Here is a 19345-nt window from a genome sequence, read left to right as displayed (position 1 = left end):
TCCGTATACTGCCAGCATGCTTTCTGTATCCAAACTTTCAGCCCATCGCGCTGATCGCCCCCTTTTTGCCAACCTATCATTTACTCTCGATACTGGGCAATGCCTGCACCTGCGCGGCGCAAATGGCGCGGGCAAGACCACCTTGCTTAAAATGTTGGCGGGACTCAGCTCGGTGCAGGCTGGCAAAATCACTTGGCAAGGCAAGGCATTGGCGGCTTGGGGCGATGATTACTACGCCGCACTGCATTATCTAGGCCATAAAGATGGCTTAAAAGATTTGCTTAGCCCATTGGCTAATTTGCGCCTTGCAACAGATTTATCAGGGCAGGCTTTAAGCGAAGCCGCAGCACTTAAAACCCTCGCTCAAGTCGGGCTGATCCACCAATGCGATCTAGCTGTACGCTCCCTTTCGCAAGGCCAGAAAAAACGCGCGGCCTTGGCAAGACTACTCGCCATTAGCCGCCCTCTTTGGTTACTTGACGAGCCTTTTGTAGGCCTCGATCAAGCTGCGCAAAATCAACTGGGTGAGTGGATTGCCCAGCACAATCGTGACGGCGGCATCGTTATTCTTACCTCGCATCAAACACTACCCAATGCCATTCAAAACATCATCGAGCTTGATTTAAAGCAGGTAGCGCAGCATGAGTAGCGCACACTTTTTTGCAGCCATCGTTCGCCGTGATTTATTACTGGCGTGGCAGCAGCGTGGCGATTTGCTGGTCGGCGTGGTGTTCTTTGTTTTAGTCGCCTGTTTGTTCCCACTCGCCATCGGCCCCGAGCCTAAGTTACTCGCCCGCATCGGCCCCGGCGTGCTGTGGGTGGCGGTGATTCTTGCCAATTTACTCGCCCTGCCTCGGCTGTTTAATAACGATTGGCAAGATGGCAGCTTAGAGCAATTACTCATCGCCCCTGCCCCCGCCAGCGTGATGGTGGCAGGCAAGCTGGTCGCTCATTGGTTAACGACCGGCATTCCACTTACCCTAATCGCCCCTCTTTTAGGCATTCAATACGGATTAGAAAGCGACACCCTGTTCATGCTGATGGCCAGCTTACTACTCGGCACACCCACACTGAGCGCGCTGGGCAGCATCGGCGCAGCGCTCACCCTTGGCGTGCGTCAAGGCGAAATGTTATTGGCTCTTTTAGTATTACCGCTCTACGCCCCCGTGTTGATTTTTGGCAGCGGCGCGGTCGCCGCCGTGGCTGGCGGGTTATCCGGCATGGCCGAGCTATCCTTACTTGCCGCCATCCTCTGCGGAACGCTATTTTTAGCGCCTTGGCTGGCTGCGATGTCGGTGAGATTGGCTATTGAATAGCTTTGCTTAATGCTGAGAAAAGCGGATGTTTTGTAGGGCGGGTGCAACCCGCCAATATTTAATATAAAAGACGAAAACGGCGGGTTTCACCCGCCCTACGCATGGCAGCCCACACAAAGAAACATCCAGGGAAACAATGAAACCAAGCCATAACGGCCCGCGCTGGCTGAATTTATTTTCTTTTGCCTCCCCCATGCAGTTTTACCCGCTGGCTGGGCGGCTAATCCCGCTATTTATGGCTGTAGCCCTTCTGCTCTGTGCTGTGGGGCTGTGGCTAGGCTTTGCCATTGCGCCTAGCGACGCCCAGCAGGGGGAAGGCTATCGAATTATTTTTCTGCATGTGCCTACCAGCTGGATGGCGATGTTTATTTATATCGTCATGGCGGTTTGGTCGGTGATGCATCTGATTTTGCGCACACGCTTATCGGCAATGATGGCGCAAGCCTTGGCCCCAACGGGTGCTTTGATGGCGTTTCTGTCGCTCTTAACGGGCGCACTTTGGGGCAAGCCAATGTGGGGAACTTGGTGGGTGTGGGATGCACGGCTTACCTCGATGCTGCTGCTGTTTTTTCTGTATTTAGGCTTTATCGCCCTCACCCGCAGCATTGATGAGCCCGATCGCGCCGACAAGGCGGGATCAGTGCTGGCGATCGTCGGGGTATTTAATGTGCCGGTGATTTATTTCTCAGTTAAATGGTGGAATACCCTGCACCAAGGCGCGTCGATCTCGATGGAAAACGGCAGCAGCATGGCCAGTACGATGCTCATTGCGATGCTGTTGATGTCGCTGGCGGCGTGGATGTACAGCATCGCCACTTGCCTATCCCGCGTTCGCACGCTTATTTTGCAAAGAGAAAGCCGCACTCGCTGGGTAAAAGAGCGCATCGCCCAAGGAGAGAAATAATGTTCTCAACTATCTACTGGGCCAGCTTCAGCGATTTTATTCATATGGGTGGATACGGCTTTTATGTTTGGGGATCTTTCATCGCCTGTGTTTTAGGGCTGGGCATAGAGTGGCTATTGATTAAGCAGCAACGCAAGCAAGTGATTCAGCATTTAAGAAGGATGGCTTTGGCACAAGAGATGGAGGATGAGGGATATGAGCATTCATCACTATCGTAGGGCGGGTAAAACTCCATATGCGCTAGCCAAATTGTTTTTTCATTAGCAAACAGCGAAAAAGCATAACAACCACGCTCTTTGCACAGGGCTTTTAAAGTCCCCTTGAAACACGCCGGAGCGAGGAACAAGCGGGGCGGGGTTTCGGCCAGGGAGCGAGGAACGAGCCAATCCCGCCTGCCGCCGACTCGATTGTCCGCAGCGCAGGGGCTTTCGTGTTTCGTGGGGTCGCCTTCTTTGCTTACTTTCTTGGCGAAGCAAGAAAGTGAGGCCCACGCGGGGGATTCCCGCACCTAAACACTGTGCCGAAGGCACTAAAAAGGTCTTTTTGACTTTGGTTAGCACTTACGGGGTGAAACCCGCGAGCGATACTGAAAAATACGCGGGTTTCACCCGCATTACGAAAACCCATCAAGAATCATCAAGGAGAAACCCATGACACCCAGACGTAAACGTATATTTTGGATTGTGGGTGCTTTAATTACGCTGGCTTTAGTCACTTTTTTTGTAGTGAATGCTTTTCGCCAAAACTTGGTGTTTTTCTATTCCCCAACACAAATCATCAATGGCGAAGCGCCGCATGGCAGGGCTTTTAGGCTGGGCGGGATGGTGGTGGATAAAAGCCTTAAGCGCTCCAGCGATGGCGTGAGTATTCGCTTTACAGTCACCGACACCGATAAAAACATCCCCGTGCAATTTCGTGGGTTATTGCCGGATTTATTTAAAGAAGGCAAAGGCGTAGTGGCCGAAGGGAGCTGGGAAAACGGTATTTTCACCGCCACCGAAGTGCTCGCCAAACACGACGAAAACTATATGCCTCCTGAAGCACAAGATGCAGTAAACAAAGCGCATCAGAAAGCCGCGGATAAAAAGATATAAAAGTTTAAAAAGATCTGTAGACACAGAGCTAAAGGGAGAACACGGAGTACACAGAGAAAAACTTAGAGTGGGCAGGCTCTTATTCCCACAACAGGCATCACTAAAGACACAAACATAGCAAAAAAGCTGATTTCATAGGGTGTGCAAGTCGTTTTTCTTGCGTACCGTGTTCTGCGCTCCAACTGCGTCGTTGTACATCCTATGAATGGGATTAAATAGCACTCAGCAGCGAAGAATTCTTATGTTTTCTCTGTGTACTCTGTGTTCTTCATGTTCTCTGTGTCTACAGACCTTTTGCCATTAATGACCCATGCTCAGCGTTACTTCAGGAAAAACAATGATTGGTGAACTCGGTACTTTTACGCTGATTCTGGCGCTGCTGGTGGCGCTGGTGCAAGGCACGCTGGGGATTTTGGGCGGGGTTAGGCAGTGGCTGCCCGCCATGCGCATCGCTCGTCCGGCGGCGCTATTGCAATTAGCCCTCACCACCAGCGCCTTTGCGCTGCTGGCAACGGCTTTTTTGCAAGACGATTTTTCGATTCGCTATGTGGCGCGCCAATCCAATAGTTTGCTGCCAGTCTGGTTTAAATTTGCAGCCGTCTGGGGTGGGCATGAAGGCTCGCTTCTGCTTTGGGTCTTGATGCTGGCAGGCTGGGGCGCGGCGGTGGCGGTGTTTGCGCGCAATTTGCCACTTTCGGTGCAATCTTTGGTGAGCGGCGTATTGGCTTGGGTAGGCAGTGGCTTATATCTGTTTATTTTGCTCACTTCCAGCCCTTTTATTCGCCAACTTCCCGCGCCAAGCAATGGCGCAGATTTAAATCCGCTGCTGCAAGACTTGGGCCTCATCTTTCACCCGCCCTTGCTTTACATGGGCTATGTCGGCTTTTCGGTCGCTTTCGCCTTTGCTGTAGCCGCGCTGATTTCTGGTCGATTGGATGCCAGCTGGGCGCGCTGGAGCCGCCCCTGGACTGCCGCCGCATGGGTTTCACTGACGCTGGGCATTATGCTGGGCAGTGCATGGGCTTATTACGAATTAGGCTGGGGTGGCTGGTGGTTTTGGGATCCGGTTGAAAACGCCTCCTTTATGCCTTGGCTGGCCGGAACGGCGCTAATTCACTCGCTGGCAGTGGCCGAAAAACGCAATGCCTTTAAACACTGGACGGTATTGCTAGCGATTGGCACCTTCTCGCTCTCACTCTTAGGCACGTTTTTAGTGCGATCTGGCGTACTGACTTCGGTACACGCCTTTGCCACCGATCCGGCTCGCGGCTTATTTATTTTGATTTTCCTCTGCATCGTGATCGGCGTATCGCTGGCACTGTATGCCTGGCGCGCGCCCTTGCTAGAAGGTGGCGGTGCGTTCAACTGGTGCTCACGCGAGGCACTGCTGCTTGCCAATAATGTAATTTTAGTCGTCGCCTGTGCCACGGTTTTCCTTGGCACGCTTTACCCGCTACTCATCGACGCACTCGGCCAAGGCAAGCTCTCCGTCGGCCCGCCTTATTTCAACAGCGTGTTTATTCCTCTGATGATGCCCGCCATGTTGCTCATGGGTTTAAGTGGCAGCGTGCGCTGGAAAAACCAAGATGGCCACGGCCTATGGCTGGCTTATTACGGCCCAATGATTTTGGCGATTGTAGGTGGCGTCTTGCTGCCACTTTGCTGGGGGCAATGGAAATGGGGCGTAGCCGTCGCACTCGCCGTCGCCCTTTGGGTGGCAATCACCTCGCTACGTGACTGGAGCCGCCGCTTAATTAGTAACCGCCGTAATGGCAACACATGGTGGAGAGCGCTCTGCAATGTACCTGCGGCTTTTTCTGGCATGCACATCGCCCACTTTGGCATTGCGGTATTTGTAGCCGGTGTTACCGTGGTATCGAGCTATGAGCACGAAGACGACTTACGCATGGCCTTTGGCGACACGCACAATATTGCGGGCTACACCCTCCGCTTTGACTCTGTGAAATCAACCCGCGCCAGCAATTACGCTGCGCTCACAGGCCAACTTACACTTAGCCAAAACGGCAAGGCGATTAGCGTAATGCAGCCTGAAAAGCGCCAGTATTTCTCTAGCCAAATGCCGATGACCGAAGCGGCCATTCACCACACGGCAATCAAAGATATCTACGTATCCCTCGGCGAGCCGCTAGGCGATAACCCATTTACCGGCGACTGGCTGGTGCGTATCCATTACAAACCAATGGTTGGCTGGATCTGGTACGGCTGCCTGCTAATGGCCTTGGGCGGAGCCATCGCCCTATCCGACCGCCGCTATCGGCAGAAGCGCTTGGCTGCTAAGGATGTAAAACCCTAAACTTGTAGACACAGAGCTAAATGAGAACACGGAGAACACAGAGAAAAACAAACCTATCTTTGGGGTTTCTCTCTGTGCTCTGTGTCCTTCCCATTCTCTGTGTCTACAGAACTTTCACCGCTTAGGAAGTTTTAATGAAACGCTTTGCTCCTTTAATTATTTTTGCGGCACTGGCGCTGTTGCTGGCGGCGGGTTTGACGCTTAATCCGCGCGAAATACCTTCCGTGCTGATCGGCAAGCCTGCACCGCAATTTAAGCTTGATCGCTTAGACGCCACAGGGCAGTTTTCGCCTGCCAGCCTCAAGGGCCAAGCATGGCTGCTCAATGTGTGGGCCTCATGGTGCAGCGCCTGTATACAGGAGCATCCGGTGCTCAATAGCATTGCCTCAGAGCACAAAGTCACCATCGTTGGCTTGGCTTATAAAGATTTAGATAAAGACGCCAAACAATGGCTACAAAGCCGTGGCAACCCTTACAACGTAGTGGTGGCGGATAGGGATGGCCGTGTAGGCATTGATTACGGCGTATACGGCGTGCCAGAGACTTTTGTGATCGATAAAAACGGCAATATTGCTTACAAACACATCGGCGCAGTCACCCCCGACATCTTTAAAAACATCTTACTGCCTGAACTGCAAAAGGCACGGCTATGAATAACTACCGCTTATTGGCATATTTTAAAACACAAAATATTAAAACCCAGGTCCTGAACCACGGAGGACACAGAGAACACGGAGTTACACAGAGAAATCCTTGCTTTTCTCCGTGGCTCTCTGTGCCCTCCTTTTCCTCCGTGGTTCAAGGTTTGGGTTTTAGCACTCTGGCCATATGTGGATTATGGCTTGCACTGATGCTACAGCCCGCAGCGGCCAAGGTAGCTGCGCCTGCCGCCAGCGATGTGGCCGCGAATGCGCGTTTGCTTGAGCTGTCTGCCGAGCTACGCTGTCTGGTTTGCCAAAATGAAAGCCTAGCCAGCTCGCGTGCACCGCTGGCCGAAGATTTACGCCGCGAAGTGCGAGAGCGCATTGCCGCTGGCGATAGCAACCCGCAAATCATTAGCCACCTCACCGATCGCTACGGTGACTTTGTCACTTACCGCCCACCATTCAAGGCCAGAACGCTATTGCTATGGCTCCTACCGCCCCTGCTGCTCTTGATTGGTTTGTTTCTGTTGCTGCGGCAAATCCGCCGCCGCAAATCCACGCCCAGCGAGGTCGATCCAGCCCAGCTGGCCGCTTTGCGAAAAGAGTTTGATGGCACAAGCAATACTCAATAGTGCATATACAGAACAGCCAACAGGCACTTTGTAGGAGCGGCTTTAGCCGCGAAAGCTTGGCTTATTAAAAACATTCGCGGCTAAAGCCGCTCCTACGAAACGTTGCTGATAGGCCCAAACCCGCTTATCTTTTATGAAAAATACGCGGCTTGCCCCGCCCTAAGAAAGATGAAAAACAATGAACACATCGCACTTTGGCTTATTTACCCTGATCTGCGCACTGATGGTGGTCATCACACTGGCCGCGCTGGTTTGGCCTTTGCTACGGGGCCGCTCGCAAGCCGGTGATATTCGCCGCGCGCGCTATGCCCTGCACGACACGATTTTGGCCGAACTGGATGAAGATTTACACTATGGCCGTTTAAGCGAAGCTGATCATGTCATCGCCCGACAAGAAGCCGAAAGCCGCCTCATCAACGAAGTCGGCAACGCCAGCCCAACGCTCAACGAGCGATCTGCGCGCGGCTTAGTCATCACCCTATTGCTGCTACTGCCTTTAGCCGCAGGCGGGTTGTATTTCAAACTGGGCACGCCCACCGCCCTCGACCCAAGCACGCGCCAGCGCCCGAATATCGGCCCAAATGAAATCGCCGCCATGGTCAAAAAGCTTGAAGCGCGGATGGTTTTAGAGCCGAACGATCAACAAGGCTGGCTGATGCTGGCACGCAGCTATCGATCGCAAGCCCGCTACGCGGAAGCCATCAGCGCTTACGAAAAAGCATGGCCCGCCATTGAAAAAGACGCAGGAGAAATCGCCCGTTTTGCAGGCGTACTCGCCATCGAGCAGAAAAGTTTCAAAGGCAAACCAACCGACCTACTCGTTAAATCACTATCCGTCAACGCCAGCGAGCCTGATGCCCTGATGCTAGCGGGCAGCGCCGCCGTCGAGCGCGGCGACAAAGCCGCAGCTAAAGAGTGGTGGAATAAACTACTGATTTTGCTGGAAGTTGGCTCTGAGGATGAGCAATGGCTAAAAGAAGAAATCCGCTTATTGGATAAGCCTAAGGATGCGGTGAAGTAGCTCTGTTCCGTATTACAACCCAACTCTTGAACCACGGAGAACACGGAGTTTCACGGAGAAAAAAAGATTTGAACTAAGGTGCTTTATGGTGGCAAGGGTGCTGCTTTAGCCTGAAATAAAAGCTTTAGCGAAATAGAGCCAGAATCCGGCATAGCACCTTCACCGAGCACTCCAGAGCAGGAGGGCTCTGGCTTTACCCTATGCGCATCAAGCCATACTTACATCAATACCAAACCGTAGGGCGCAATAAGTCTGAGGCTTTATTCAGACGCATTGCGCCGTATGTGGCAAACCACCATGCGGCGTAATGCAGCCAAGCAAAAAACGCTTGGCTTTATTAACGCCCTACGAATTACATGATGAAATGGCTAATTGGCACATGACAAAAGCCTTAGTGATACCTATAGCTAGGGTGCTGGCCTTACCCTACCAACTGAGCGGCGGCTTGCGGCGAGTGTGAAATACCCTAAGTACATGCAATTCATTACCCACTACGCGATAGGGCACCAGCAAGGGATATCGGTCAATGATCAGCTCACGCGTACTAGGTACGCGCCCCGGCCTGCCCGATGCTGGGAAATTAGCCAAGCCTTCAACTTTGGCTTTCACATAGGCAAACATCTCGGCTGCGGCTTGCGGGTTTTGCTGCGCGATATATTCCGCCTCGGCATCCAGATTGGAGAGCGCCTTGCGCAGCCACCTAAGCCGCAGGGTGTGGGGATGATTCAAAGCGGCTGCCACTTTGCGCTTAGCTCAGCCACTTCCTCGTCACTGGCAAAATCACCTACATCGGCCTCTTGCAGCGCAGCTTTAATTTCCTTGATCTGCCAAGCTTCCTGCTCGACAAAAGCCCGGATGGCCTGCCCGGCCAGATAAGATTTGCTACGCCCGGTCGCCACAGCCAGCGCTTCCAGCTGCTGGCTTAACTCATCCGGCAAACGCATCGACATCATGCTCATGATTAAGCTCCCATGCATTGCAATGTTTTCATTGTAATACATCAACAAGCCATCACCCAAGAAAAAGCCCCAGCTCGCATACTTCAGCTCAATCACGGAGCCAAAAGCACTCCATAAATCCCCATATACAATAGCCCCCCAAAAAAAACCTAAGTATCTACACAAGTTGAAATGAATAAGAATGTATCCGTAGGGTGGGTTAGGCCAGAAAATGTATTAAATATGGGCGCTGCCCTATCTAGGCCGTAACCCACCGCAGCGCAGTGTCATGGTGGGTTACGCGCGACATAGATCAGCGCCCTAATGAGCATCAAGAGCGGCCTAACCCACCCTACGGTGACCTTTTTCTTCTACAAGACTTGTGTAGATACTTATGCCCCCAAACTAACCTTCACCCGCCCCCAAGTGATATTTCTTCACTTTGTCATACAGCGTTTTACGCGGCAGGCCGAGGGATAGGCTGGCGGCGGTGATTTGGCCTCCGGCGCGCAGTAGGGCATCTTCGATGAGGTTTTTTTCGAAGCGCTCCACCAGCGAGGGCAAATCAAGTGCGGCTTCGCTGGCGGGCAGATCATCCAGCAGCGCCAGCACAAAGCGATCAGCCACATTGCGCAGCTCACGCACATTACCGGGCCAACTTTGCAACATCAGCTCCCGCATCCGGGCAGGGGCCACGATAGGCGCGGGGCGGTGGTAGCGCAGCGCGGCTTGCAGTACAAAATGCTCAAATAAAAGTGGAATATCTTCGCGCCGCTCCCGCAAGGGCAGTAAATTTAGCGTGGCGACATTCAAGCGGTAGTAAAGATCCAGCCGAAACTGCTGCTGATCGCTTAGCAGCTTTAAATCGCTTTTGCTGGCGGCAATCACCCGGCAATTGACGGGGATGCTGACATTGCCGCCAAGGCGCTCCAGCTGCCGCTCTTGCAAGACCCGCAGCAACTTCACTTGCAGCGTTAGCGGCATACTTTCCAGCTCGTCCAGAAACAGCGTGCCGCCATTTGCGTATTCAATTTTGCCGATCCGCAGCTTGCTTGCGCCGGTGAATGCGCCTGCTTCATGGCCGAAGATTTCACTTTCAAACAATTGCTCGGGTAGCGCGCCGCAATTAAGCGCCACAAAGGGATGCGCTGCACGATAGCTGTGTTCGTGCAGGCAACGCGCCACCAGCTCTTTACCCGTGCCGGTTTCGCCTATAATCAGCACATCGGCATCGGTATCGGCGATATTCATAATGCGGCGGCGCAATTGCTCTATGCCTGCGCCGCGGCCAAGCAAGCGTCCTTCTATGCCGGATCTGCGCTCTAGTTCACGCCGCAGTTGGCGGTTTTCCAGCACCAGCTTGCGTTTTTCCTCTGCCCGCCGCACTACTTCGATCAGTTGCTCGGATGAAAAAGGTTTTTCGATAAAATCATAAGCGCCATCCCGCATCGCCTGCACCGCCATCGCCACATCGCCATGGCCAGTAATCAGCACCACGGGCAGCTCGGCGTCCCGCTGCACGCTTTTAGCCAGCAGCTGCAAACCGTCCAGCCCCGGCAAGCACACATCGCACACCACTACACCCGCAAAATCAGTTTGCAAGAGTGGTAGGGCCGATTCGGCGTCGGCAAAGGTTTCTACCTCAAAGCCAGCCAGCTCCAGCGTTTGGCTGCCTGCATGGCGAATCATCGCTTCATCGTCGATCAATAGCACTTTCATTGCTGCTCCTGAGGTACGAGCAATTCCAGTTCAAAACAAGCCCCGCCTTCAGGGCGATTGCTGGCCTGCAAATTGCCACCAAAATCACGCACAATCGATAGCGAAATCGCCAACCCTAGGCCCAAGCCTTCAGCGTCGCCCTTGGTGGTAAAAAAAGGATCAAACACATTAGACAACTGCTCTGCAGCAATGCCGGGGCCATTATCGAGTACGCTTATTTTTACTTTGTCCTGCACCTGCTGCACCGCCAGCAGAATCTGGGCATCGGGCTGATTTTTTACTGCATCTAGGGCGTTTCTGAGCAAATTAATCAGCACTTGCTCTAGCCGTACCGCATTGCACAGCACCCAAACCTGATCGGGCTGCTCGATATTTAATACCACCCTTTGCTGGCGCAAGCGTTGCTCCAGTAAAAGCAGGGCATTGGCAATGGATTGCGTCAGCAGTACCGGCTCGGCGCGATTATCGCTTTTTCGGGCAAAAGAGCGCAGCTGGCCAGTGATTTTGCCCATGCGCTCGGTTAGCTGGCTGATATACACCAGATTGCCCGCTACCTCAGTGGTATTGCCGCGCTCCAGCAGCAATTTGGCATTGTCGGCCAAGGCACGCATAGCAGTCAGGGGTTGGTTGAGTTCATGCGTTACACCAGCGACCATCTGGCCCAGCACGGCCATTTTGCCTGCTTGCACCAGCTCATTTTGCGCCGCACGCAGATCAAGCTCGGTGCGAATACGCTCGGCAATTTCGCGTTGCAACTGGGTATTGGCCCCCAGTAAATCATCAGTACGCGCAGCGACTTTTTGCTCTAGCTGATCATGGGCCTGTTTGAGTGCCTGACTGGCACGCAGATTGTCGCGAATACGCCGCCGCCTTTGCCGCCAGAATAAATACCATGCCAGCAAAGCCAATAAACCAAGGCTGGTACCGAGCAAGACGCGGCTCACGCCCTGCCGGATCGAGGTGAGATCCGTAAAGAGCACAATTTGCCAGCCCAGATCAGGCACTTGGGCGGTTTGCACCAGCAGATCGGCTTGATCGTTGCCTGTTTTAAAACGCGCCAATTGGGTATTGCCATCTAAGCGCTGCCGTTTTAGCAAACCCAGCTCTGGAAAAACATTGCGGCCATATTGGCGGCTCTCTTTAATATATCGCAGCGTATAGCTGGGCAAAGGGACTAGCGTGTGCCATTTCCAAGCCGGATCGGTGGCTAAAAATGCAATGCCGTCTTTATCACTCACCAGCATGCGCTCGCCAGTCTCGCGCCAATTGCTCTCCAGTGCATCGAGGCTCACTTTGGCCACCACCACACCCAGCACCCGCTCGCCATCTCTGATTGGATAAGATAAAAAATAACCGGGTTGTTGCGTGGTAAAGCCCACGCCATAAAAGCGCCCTGCGTAGCCCAAGCGGGCTTGCTGATAATAGGGCCGAAACGCATAGTTATTGCCGATATAGCTCTGCGGGCTATCCCAGTTACTGGATGCCAGCGCCAAGCCTTCGGCATTTAATACATAAATCGCCGAGGCCTGCGCCGCGTCGTTCACTGCTTTTAGATGGCGATTCACCCGCTCCAAGAGCATCGCATCCTGCGGGGTACGCAGTAAATCAGCTAGATCACGCTGGCTGGATAAAACAAAGGGTAGCCATGTGTAACGCTCTACCGCATTACGCAAGCTGCCGGTGTAAACATCGAGGCGATGCTGACCAGCAGTGCGCAATTGCGCCAGCGCGTTGCGCTCACTCCACTGGGCGGCCAGCCACAACAGGCTGCCCGCCAAGCAAAGTGTCGCCAATATCCAGAAATATCGCGCTGGTTTAAGCATCTTTAATCAGAGCTCGATCCGCACAGCTCGGCCTGCTGATGACGCTGCTGCTCTTCCATCACCAAGGCACCAAGCTCACGTTTAAGCGCGTTAAATTCGGCCGAGCTAGGGTCACGCGGCCTTGGAATATCCACCAGCACATCGCGCTTTACCGTACCGGGGCGATAAGTAAGCACAATGATGCGATCGGCCAGATAAATCGATTCCTCGATGCTGTGGGTGACAAACAGAATGGTTTTTTTATGCTCCTGCCATATTTTAAGCAGCTCATCTTGCAAACTGCGGCGGGTGAGCGCATCCAGCGCGCCAAAAGGCTCATCCATCAGCATAATCGGCGAATTAAGCGCCAAAATACGCGCAATGGCCACGCGTTGGCGCATGCCGCCAGACAAATCCTTAGGAAAACGCTTGCGAAACTCCACCAGCTTTAGCGTTTCTAAAAGCTCGGCCACTTTGCTATCGATCTGTTCCTGCGGCATATTTTGGATAGTCAGGCCAAAGGCAATATTCTGCTCAACCGTCATCCAAGGGAACAGCGCATATTCCTGAAACACCATGCCGCGATCTGGCCCAGTGTCTTTAATCAGCGTGCCATCCACGGTGATGCTGCCGCTTGTTGGGTGAGAAAACCCAGCCACCGCGTTGAGCAAGGTTGATTTGCCACAGCCCGATGGCCCAAGCAGGCAAACAAACTGCCCATTGGGGATCTCCAGATTAATATCCCTCAAGGCCACCACATCGTCGCCAGGCGTTTTAAAAATCTTATTTACCTGCTCTATTTTGATTTGTGCCGTCATGATTAGTGCTCCAAGCCGCGGTGCCAGCGCAACAAGTGGTTATTGAGTTTATTCATCGCCATATCGATCGCAAGGCCCAATAAGCCGATCGTCAACATACCCGCAATGATTTTGTCTGACCAAAAATACTCACGCGCTTCCAATATTCTGAAGCCCAGCCCGTTATTCACCGCAATCATTTCTGAAACGATCACCACAATAAACGCCGTGCCCACCCCAATACGTGCACCGGCCAAAATATACGGTGTGGCCGCCGGTAAGATCACTTTCAGAAACAAGGTGCTCTGGCCTGCGCCTAAATTACGCGCCGCACGCAGATAAATAGAATCGACCTGACGAACCCCGGCAATGGTATTCATCAAAACAGGGAAAAACGCACCAATTACAATCAGAAAAATCGCCGGTGCATTGCCAAGACCAAACCATAAGATAGAGAGCGGAATATAGGCAATCGGTGGAATCGGCCTTAACACCTGAATCAAGGGATTAAACCAGCTATACACTCGCGGGCTGGCCCCCATTAACAGCCCCAAAGGCAAAGCCAGCCCCGCGCCAATCGCAAAGCCCACAATTACCCGATACAGCGTGCCGATGGCATCGTGGATCATCTCCCCAGAAAACAACCAAGCGACATAGCTGCTCTGGCTGGCGTCATAGGCCTCCATCGGCAATAAATACGCATACCAGCGCACCACCACCTGCCACGGTGAAGGCAAAATCTGTGGATTTAACCAACCCGCCATCGCCGCAGCCTGCCAAAGCGCAATCAATAAAACAGGCACCCAAAGGCCGGTTGCGATACGGCCCACTATTGCTTTATTCATCGGATGGCCCTTATTTCACGTTTAAAGATTTCTTGGCCTGATCAAGCAGATCAAGCTTGACCCACTCTTTAGCCACCGGCGGTTTCACCATCTTGCCCACGCCATACTTCACCATAAAATCAGTGGTGATCTGCATATGCTCAACGCTCAGGTTGTAATAAAACGGCGAATTAGCGATGGCGTCCTGATAATCATCCACCGTAATCTGGCCTTTAAACATATTGCTACGCACATAGTTTTCGGCAAGCTTAGGATCGTCCATAAAAGCTTTGGTGGCTTGCACAAAGCATTTCATAAACTTTTCAGCCAGCGGGCGATTACTGCTGTAAAGCTTCTCGCTCATCACAAGGGTACGAATCGGCTCGCCCATCGGGCTATCGTAAGGCTTTAGCAATTCCACACCAAAACCTTTATTAATCGCTTGCGAAGCCTGTGGCTCAGATTGCGACATAGCATCAATCTGCTTTTGCATCAGCGCTTGGTTTAAATCTGCAAACGGCAGGTAAACGATTTTGACATCCTTGCCCGGCTTTTCAGACCAGCTCAGATTCGCCTTAGCCAGCTCCGCCAACAGCGCCAGCTCCTGCGCGCCGCCACGTGCCACCCCTACCGATTTACCTTTAAAATCCGCCACGTTTTTAATGGCTGAACCCGGCTGCACCACAATCCTGATGCCGCCTTTGGCAAAACCTGCCACCGCATACACCGGCACGCCGCCTGCACGCCCAGCAATCGCCGCGTCCGCCGCACTGGCCGCCACATCAATCTCGCCCGCAATAATGGCCGGCATAATATCCAGCCCCTTGGCAAACATCCGCTCCTCTACCTTAATCCCGCATTTAGGCGCGATTTCCTTGATATACGATACCGCACCGTAATGGGCGAACTTGAGATTACCAAGACGAATGACATCTTCTGCGGCATAGACAGAAAAGGAAGTCATGGCTAGTGATGCGATCAAAGTGAATTTCATCATTGCAACTCCGTAGCTAAAAGACGAGGGCAAAATCAATCAAAGCCTGATTGGCTTACGTCTAATAATGAGCAATTAGCTTGCCAGCTAGCCCATGCAAAGTAACTACATTGCAAACCCTTGCCTACAAAGAGAAAAGTAAGGCGTGCTAGAAATAGGCATGAGCTGTTTTATGGCGAAACTACAGAATCACATACAGTTTAGCGGCGGGAAACCGCCATCATTCAGAAGAAAACCCACCGCTTGCATCAGCCGACATAGGAAATACGCCAGTGGCAAAAAAAGGGCCGGATGTAGCAAGAGAAGAAGAGACAACGAAACCCAAATCAGAAAAATACCGGACCACAATAATCCAAAACGAGAGCCCCGCGTAAATTCTAAAACAACCTGGCCATAGCTGTGCTGAACATAACAAAACAGCGATTAACCACTTATTAAAATACGGTGGGCTTCCTGCCTCTGCTCAGTTAAAATAATAGCCAGAATTGAGGGCCTAAAGAAGCTATGATTTATTCACCTTCGTCACTTTGGCTTAAAGTCTGCCCTCAAGTACTGTAGTCAGTAAAGGGGGCCCAGCATTTTTACTGGGCCCCCAAAAGCCTGGAAAATGAAGGCCCAATCAAAGCAACATTTATTTTAAAAAAACATACCTTAATAGATTATGGCGAAATAGCGATGCCGAACCCTAATACATTTTGGCGTCTATTGTAATCAAGCAAGTTATCGCCATAGCCACTAAAAACTTGCACATACGCTTTCAAATTGCCCGTCAGTGGGTACGTCCAGTCCAGCTGTACCCCACCATTGCCCGTGCGAAAATTTTGACGCACCAATGCGCTTAATTCTTGTCCTGAATCAAATCGATAACGCGCAGTTACATCCCCATGGCCCATAAAATCCAGCAAATCCGGATTATCATCGGTTCCATCCTGCTCTTTGAACCGATACCATGGGCGAATTTCTAGTGAGAAATTGTTTTTTTCAAAGCCAAAATCAGCATATGCACGATTCCAGCTACGCGATAATGGATTGCTGCGTCCATTTGACTGGTGTGCCAAACCCAGATTCAAAAAACGCCATTTTATAAAGCCTAAATCTAAATCTGTTCGAATAGATAAAATGGCTTCTGGCTCATAATTTGTCTCACGAAATGGTGCAGAATAATCGCTATTATACAATTGCCAATAGCTTTTTTGCGTGTAGGCTAGCCATAGATCTGCTCTATCAGAAAAAATACTTTCCAACGCTTTTACTTTAAAACTCAATTGGAATTTAGCTTCAGCATCATTAACAGCACCTATTCCCGGCGCCAATGGAAGTTGCTCCCCTGTCGAAGCCGATGAGCTGGGATGCTGATTACGGTTGTCGCTATAACTTAGCGGTAGGAAATAATTCGTTTTATAAGTGCGTAAGGCAAAAGTGCCTTTTTTTTGATCCAGCTCCCATTGATCACCTAAAGCCGAAGGTGCCGATTGATTAATATCGGCAATAGGCGAAGGGCGTGGTTCCGAGCTTGATTTTTCGACCGCCTCAACGCTGAGCTCAGGTGCTGTTACACCTCCCCCTGCATGATCGATGCTGTCATAACAAGCCAGCCTAGCTTTGGCATCTGCGATGGCTTTGCAATGCTGCAATGTGCCCGTAGCTGCCGTAACATGGGCAGCAGTGACCGCCAAGCCAAGAGCCAGTATTTTTGAGTAATGCATAAGCAACTTTCCTTGCTAAAAATTTAATCTGCTGCATAACAAGTGACAATGACCCACTATGCAAAATAGATACAAATCAAAAGTCCAGACAAAACAATAATGTTGAATCAAATTGAAGGCGTAGTACTACTAATTACAGCAGCACATCATTTTCTATCATTTCAAGCGGTATAAGCTCATCTTTCTGCGCCGCTCTGTGCTTTTACGCAAGTTTACGCTCCCCACAAACAAACCACGGCTTTATGCAATCTCTCATTAAGCCTTCTTGCCTGTTTTTATCCGGCAGGCTTTTCTGCCAACGCTCAATATGCCAAATAAATGGCAATATAAACTGGCAAACTCTTAATCATTTTCCCCTCTATTCAGCATCACCGAAAACAGAGAAACACCGCTACTGGAATCAGCGCAGTGAGCGCAAAGGTTTTTTATTTAAAAAAATTAATCAATGCCCGCATCGCTAAAGACCAATTTATAGCGCAGGGGAAATAAAATTAAAAGCGTGTTTTTTACCGTGCAAACACGGCTACCGCTCCTGAAAGACGGTGGAAATATCGTACTGAAAGTCTCGATTGCCGCAAGGCTTAAGCAATTTAAGCGTATACAACGCATCCAAAGCCGCAGTCTGCCCTTTTACCCGCACTTGGGCTAATGATTTAAATAAGCGGCAGGTAAATCAGGTGCAGCTTGATAAAAAATACTGCTTATTTATGCCCTTGAATTTGCTTGAGTGCCTGTTGATGGCGCAGCAATTCTTCCTGCCTTTGCTGCTGATTAATACGCGAAAACTCCGACATATCCTTCCCTAACTGCTGTTGCTTAGCCGCCCCCACTCGCTGCCCTTCCAAGCTTCTCATTCTGGCCTCGTGCGTGATGCGCTCATTATCCAACTGCACCTGTTTATTCTTTTCAAGACGCTGCACATGCTCTGAATCATCTATCTTTTCTGCCGTTTGAGAAGCGGCTTTTCCATCGGCTAAATAAATCTTCCGCCAGCGCAAATAGCCCCACATTCTGTATGGCTCTAATCCAAACCATGCTTTTGAATCATGCATCAGCGTTTCAAATAGCGGCACCAGCGCTGGGATCAAGACTTCCTGATCCCATATGTATTGAATAGATGAATCCCATTGGGCCTGTTTTTCACCCTGAATCATCGTGGCCCTACTCCTTAAAAGCTCAAGCTCTTTGGCTAAATTAACATCCTCTCTTTGAAAATCATTTATATCCCGGGCCTTTGAAGAATAAAAACTATTTTGCAATTCGGGCAATAAATGAATTCGCCCTAACCTTTGCTTTCGCCAAGCCAAAAATTGCCCGTAATGCCTGCGGCTTAATACTTGAAGAGATTCACTCGGCTGCGTTTCTGTTAACCACATTCCGCCCGTGGGTTTTATTTTCGCAGCTTTTGTGCTTTCTATATATTGGTTAAATATTTTGATTGTTTCCGGATGAATCGCAAAATTACGCATTCTAATTGCCCGCAATTCTGAGGAGGGAATCAAGGGCACACCAGCAATTAAAGCTTCCCTATACATTTGAGCTAAAGGGATTTGCGATAATTTTTTACTATCACCTGTAACAGCAAATTCAGCAAGACACTTAGCCTTATCCTCTGCAGGGATGACCCCTGCGTATGGCGAGTTTTCGTCTTCAACATACAGCTCTTTTTGCGTAGCCTTTAACCTTTGTGCTGTAGCACTCTCTCCGATCGATCGCCCCTGCTCCAACGGCTCATAGCCCCCGCCCACATCAGAATGCACCCCTGGATACATCACTTCTTTATGCAGTGCGCCGCTGCCTATTGCATCCAAAGGGAAAGAGCCCCTTACCTCATGGGCCGCCACCAGATGCACGCACCTAACATCATCAGCGACTTTTAAATTTTCAGCGCTCGCCCAGCCGCTATGCCCATCTTGAGTGGGCGCAGACTGAGCCAAGCCCACCGAGGCAACCGTATCAAAAATACCTAGGAAATCAACTTTCAATTCAAGCCCGGCAATCTCTGAGCCATACGCTTGCTTTAGCCAAGTCACAAACACGCGCGCCGCAGCCGCCCCACGGGAAAAGCCAAAAACAGCAATTCTCACCCTTTTAATTTTTGGCTTACCCTGCACCCGGCCCTGAATAAATGGCGCAATAAGTGGGCGTAGTTGTTCTGATCGCTCTCTAAGCGTTTTATTGCGATCAATGCGTTGATCAAAAAGAATTCGAGCCATGGGATTAGTTAAGCGGACAACATCACTCATCGCAGCGCTTGCTGAGCTGATCATTTTCTGCGCCAATTTGCCATCCGCTTTCAGCGCGCTTGAAGGATGAGGTGAACCAAGAATGGCTTCATGCAAATGATTAGTAAGCTGCAACAAAGCCCAATTAATCCTGACTTCACCAAATAATGCGGCGACTTCACCGCCCTTATTGGAAACACGATCAACTGAATATTCAGCGACCTTGGCATACGCAGCAGAAAGCATTGAGCTTTTTTTAGCAGACGGAGTGATATCGCCTAGCTCTACAAATGGCGTACCCACGCCAGGAATATAGGTTTTTCGATAAAAACACCGCTCACCCTGCGGAACCGCCTTAGGCCAATCTTTATCTTCATCCTTCTTAATGTCCTTTAGCTTTTGCGCTTTAAGCTCC

18 protein-coding genes are annotated in these 19345 nt (G+C 51.1%); 9 read left to right on the top strand and 9 right to left on the bottom strand.

The features are described from left to right. Positions 1–16 precede the first annotated feature (16 nt). The 9 genes from ccmA to ccmI all read left to right on the top strand — a co-directional run bounded on the left by ccmA (position 17) and on the right by ccmI (position 7925). Positions 17–649 (top strand): cytochrome c biogenesis heme-transporting ATPase CcmA, encoded by a 633-nt coding sequence (ccmA, locus tag ACFQNF_RS15625; protein WP_380188855.1) that lies wholly within the window; start codon positions 17–19, stop codon positions 647–649. After that, positions 642–1316 carry a heme exporter protein CcmB gene (gene ccmB, locus ACFQNF_RS15620; RefSeq protein WP_380188854.1) on the top strand — a complete coding sequence of 225 codons (675 nt, stop codon included), beginning with the start codon at positions 642–644 and terminating at the stop codon, positions 1314–1316. The genes ccmA and ccmB overlap by 8 nt, the downstream gene beginning before the upstream one ends. A gap of 136 nt (positions 1317–1452) precedes the next feature. Next, a complete protein-coding gene (gene ccmC / locus ACFQNF_RS15615) occupies positions 1453–2220 on the top strand; it encodes a heme ABC transporter permease CcmC (RefSeq protein WP_380188853.1) in 768 nt (255 codons plus the stop codon). Continuing rightward, positions 2220–2438, top strand: a complete 219-nt coding sequence (gene ccmD / locus ACFQNF_RS15610) for a heme exporter protein CcmD (protein ID WP_380188852.1) — start codon at positions 2220–2222, stop codon at positions 2436–2438. Before ccmC ends, ccmD begins: the two co-directional genes overlap by 1 nt. 432 nt (positions 2439–2870) lie before the next feature. Beyond that, on the top strand, positions 2871–3314 hold the full coding sequence (ccmE, locus tag ACFQNF_RS15605) for a cytochrome c maturation protein CcmE (RefSeq protein ID WP_380188851.1): 444 nt from the start codon (positions 2871–2873) through the stop codon (positions 3312–3314). Positions 3315–3651: 337 nt separating this feature from the next. Further along, positions 3652–5628 carry a heme lyase CcmF/NrfE family subunit gene (locus tag ACFQNF_RS15600; protein WP_380188850.1) on the top strand — a complete coding sequence of 659 codons (1977 nt, stop codon included), beginning with the start codon at positions 3652–3654 and terminating at the stop codon, positions 5626–5628. A gap of 134 nt (positions 5629–5762) precedes the next feature. Beyond that, positions 5763–6281: a DsbE family thiol:disulfide interchange protein gene (locus ACFQNF_RS15595; RefSeq protein ID WP_380188849.1), complete on the top strand. Its 519-nt coding sequence runs from the start codon at positions 5763–5765 to the stop codon at positions 6279–6281. A gap of 197 nt (positions 6282–6478) precedes the next feature. Further along, on the top strand, positions 6479–6904 hold the full coding sequence (locus ACFQNF_RS15590; protein ID WP_380188848.1) for a cytochrome c-type biogenesis protein: 426 nt from the start codon (positions 6479–6481) through the stop codon (positions 6902–6904). Positions 6905–7082: 178 nt separating this feature from the next. Then, complete coding sequence (gene ccmI, locus ACFQNF_RS15585) at positions 7083–7925, top strand: c-type cytochrome biogenesis protein CcmI (RefSeq protein ID WP_380188847.1); 843 nt, start codon at positions 7083–7085, stop codon at positions 7923–7925. 426 nt (positions 7926–8351) lie between these two features. On the opposite strand, the gene ACFQNF_RS15580 is transcribed toward ccmI, so the two are convergent. The 9 genes from ACFQNF_RS15580 to ACFQNF_RS15540 form a co-directional block, all read right to left on the bottom strand. Next, a complete protein-coding gene (locus ACFQNF_RS15580; RefSeq protein WP_380188846.1) occupies positions 8352–8654 on the bottom strand; it encodes a type II toxin-antitoxin system RelE/ParE family toxin in 303 nt (100 codons plus the stop codon). Continuing rightward, positions 8651–8980 (bottom strand): CopG family ribbon-helix-helix protein, encoded by a 330-nt coding sequence (locus ACFQNF_RS15575; RefSeq protein ID WP_380188845.1) that lies wholly within the window; start codon positions 8978–8980, stop codon positions 8651–8653. Before ACFQNF_RS15575 ends, ACFQNF_RS15580 begins: the two co-directional genes overlap by 4 nt. 288 nt (positions 8981–9268) lie before the next feature. Beyond that, positions 9269–10582, bottom strand: a complete 1314-nt coding sequence (locus tag ACFQNF_RS15570) for a sigma-54-dependent transcriptional regulator (protein WP_380188844.1) — start codon at positions 10580–10582, stop codon at positions 9269–9271. Next, a complete protein-coding gene (locus tag ACFQNF_RS15565; protein WP_380188843.1) occupies positions 10579–12405 on the bottom strand; it encodes an ATP-binding protein in 1827 nt (608 codons plus the stop codon). Before ACFQNF_RS15565 ends, ACFQNF_RS15570 begins: the two co-directional genes overlap by 4 nt. Before the next feature lie 2 nt (positions 12406–12407). Further along, the gene (locus tag ACFQNF_RS15560; protein WP_380188842.1) at positions 12408–13202 is read right to left on the bottom strand and encodes an ABC transporter ATP-binding protein; all 795 of its coding nucleotides are present in this window, start codon (positions 13200–13202) and stop codon (positions 12408–12410) included. A gap of 2 nt (positions 13203–13204) precedes the next feature. Next, positions 13205–14026, bottom strand: coding sequence for an ABC transporter permease (locus tag ACFQNF_RS15555; RefSeq protein WP_380188841.1), 822 nt, complete (start codon positions 14024–14026; stop codon positions 13205–13207). Positions 14027–14036: 10 nt separating this feature from the next. Beyond that, positions 14037–15002, bottom strand: coding sequence for an ABC transporter substrate-binding protein (locus ACFQNF_RS15550; RefSeq protein WP_380188840.1), 966 nt, complete (start codon positions 15000–15002; stop codon positions 14037–14039). 656 nt (positions 15003–15658) lie between these two features. Continuing rightward, positions 15659–16705 carry a phospholipase A gene (locus tag ACFQNF_RS15545; RefSeq protein ID WP_380188839.1) on the bottom strand — a complete coding sequence of 349 codons (1047 nt, stop codon included), beginning with the start codon at positions 16703–16705 and terminating at the stop codon, positions 15659–15661. Positions 16706–17406: 701 nt separating this feature from the next. Beyond that, positions 17407–19345, bottom strand: a 1939-nt coding sequence (locus tag ACFQNF_RS15540; protein WP_380188838.1) for a T6SS phospholipase effector Tle1-like catalytic domain-containing protein, incomplete at its 5' end; no start/stop codon positions are given.

This window comes from Iodobacter arcticus (assembly GCF_042664895.1).
GTDB lineage: Bacteria > Pseudomonadota > Gammaproteobacteria > Burkholderiales > Chitinibacteraceae > Iodobacter > Iodobacter arcticus.
This window is presented reverse-complemented; position numbering and strand designations above follow the sequence as displayed.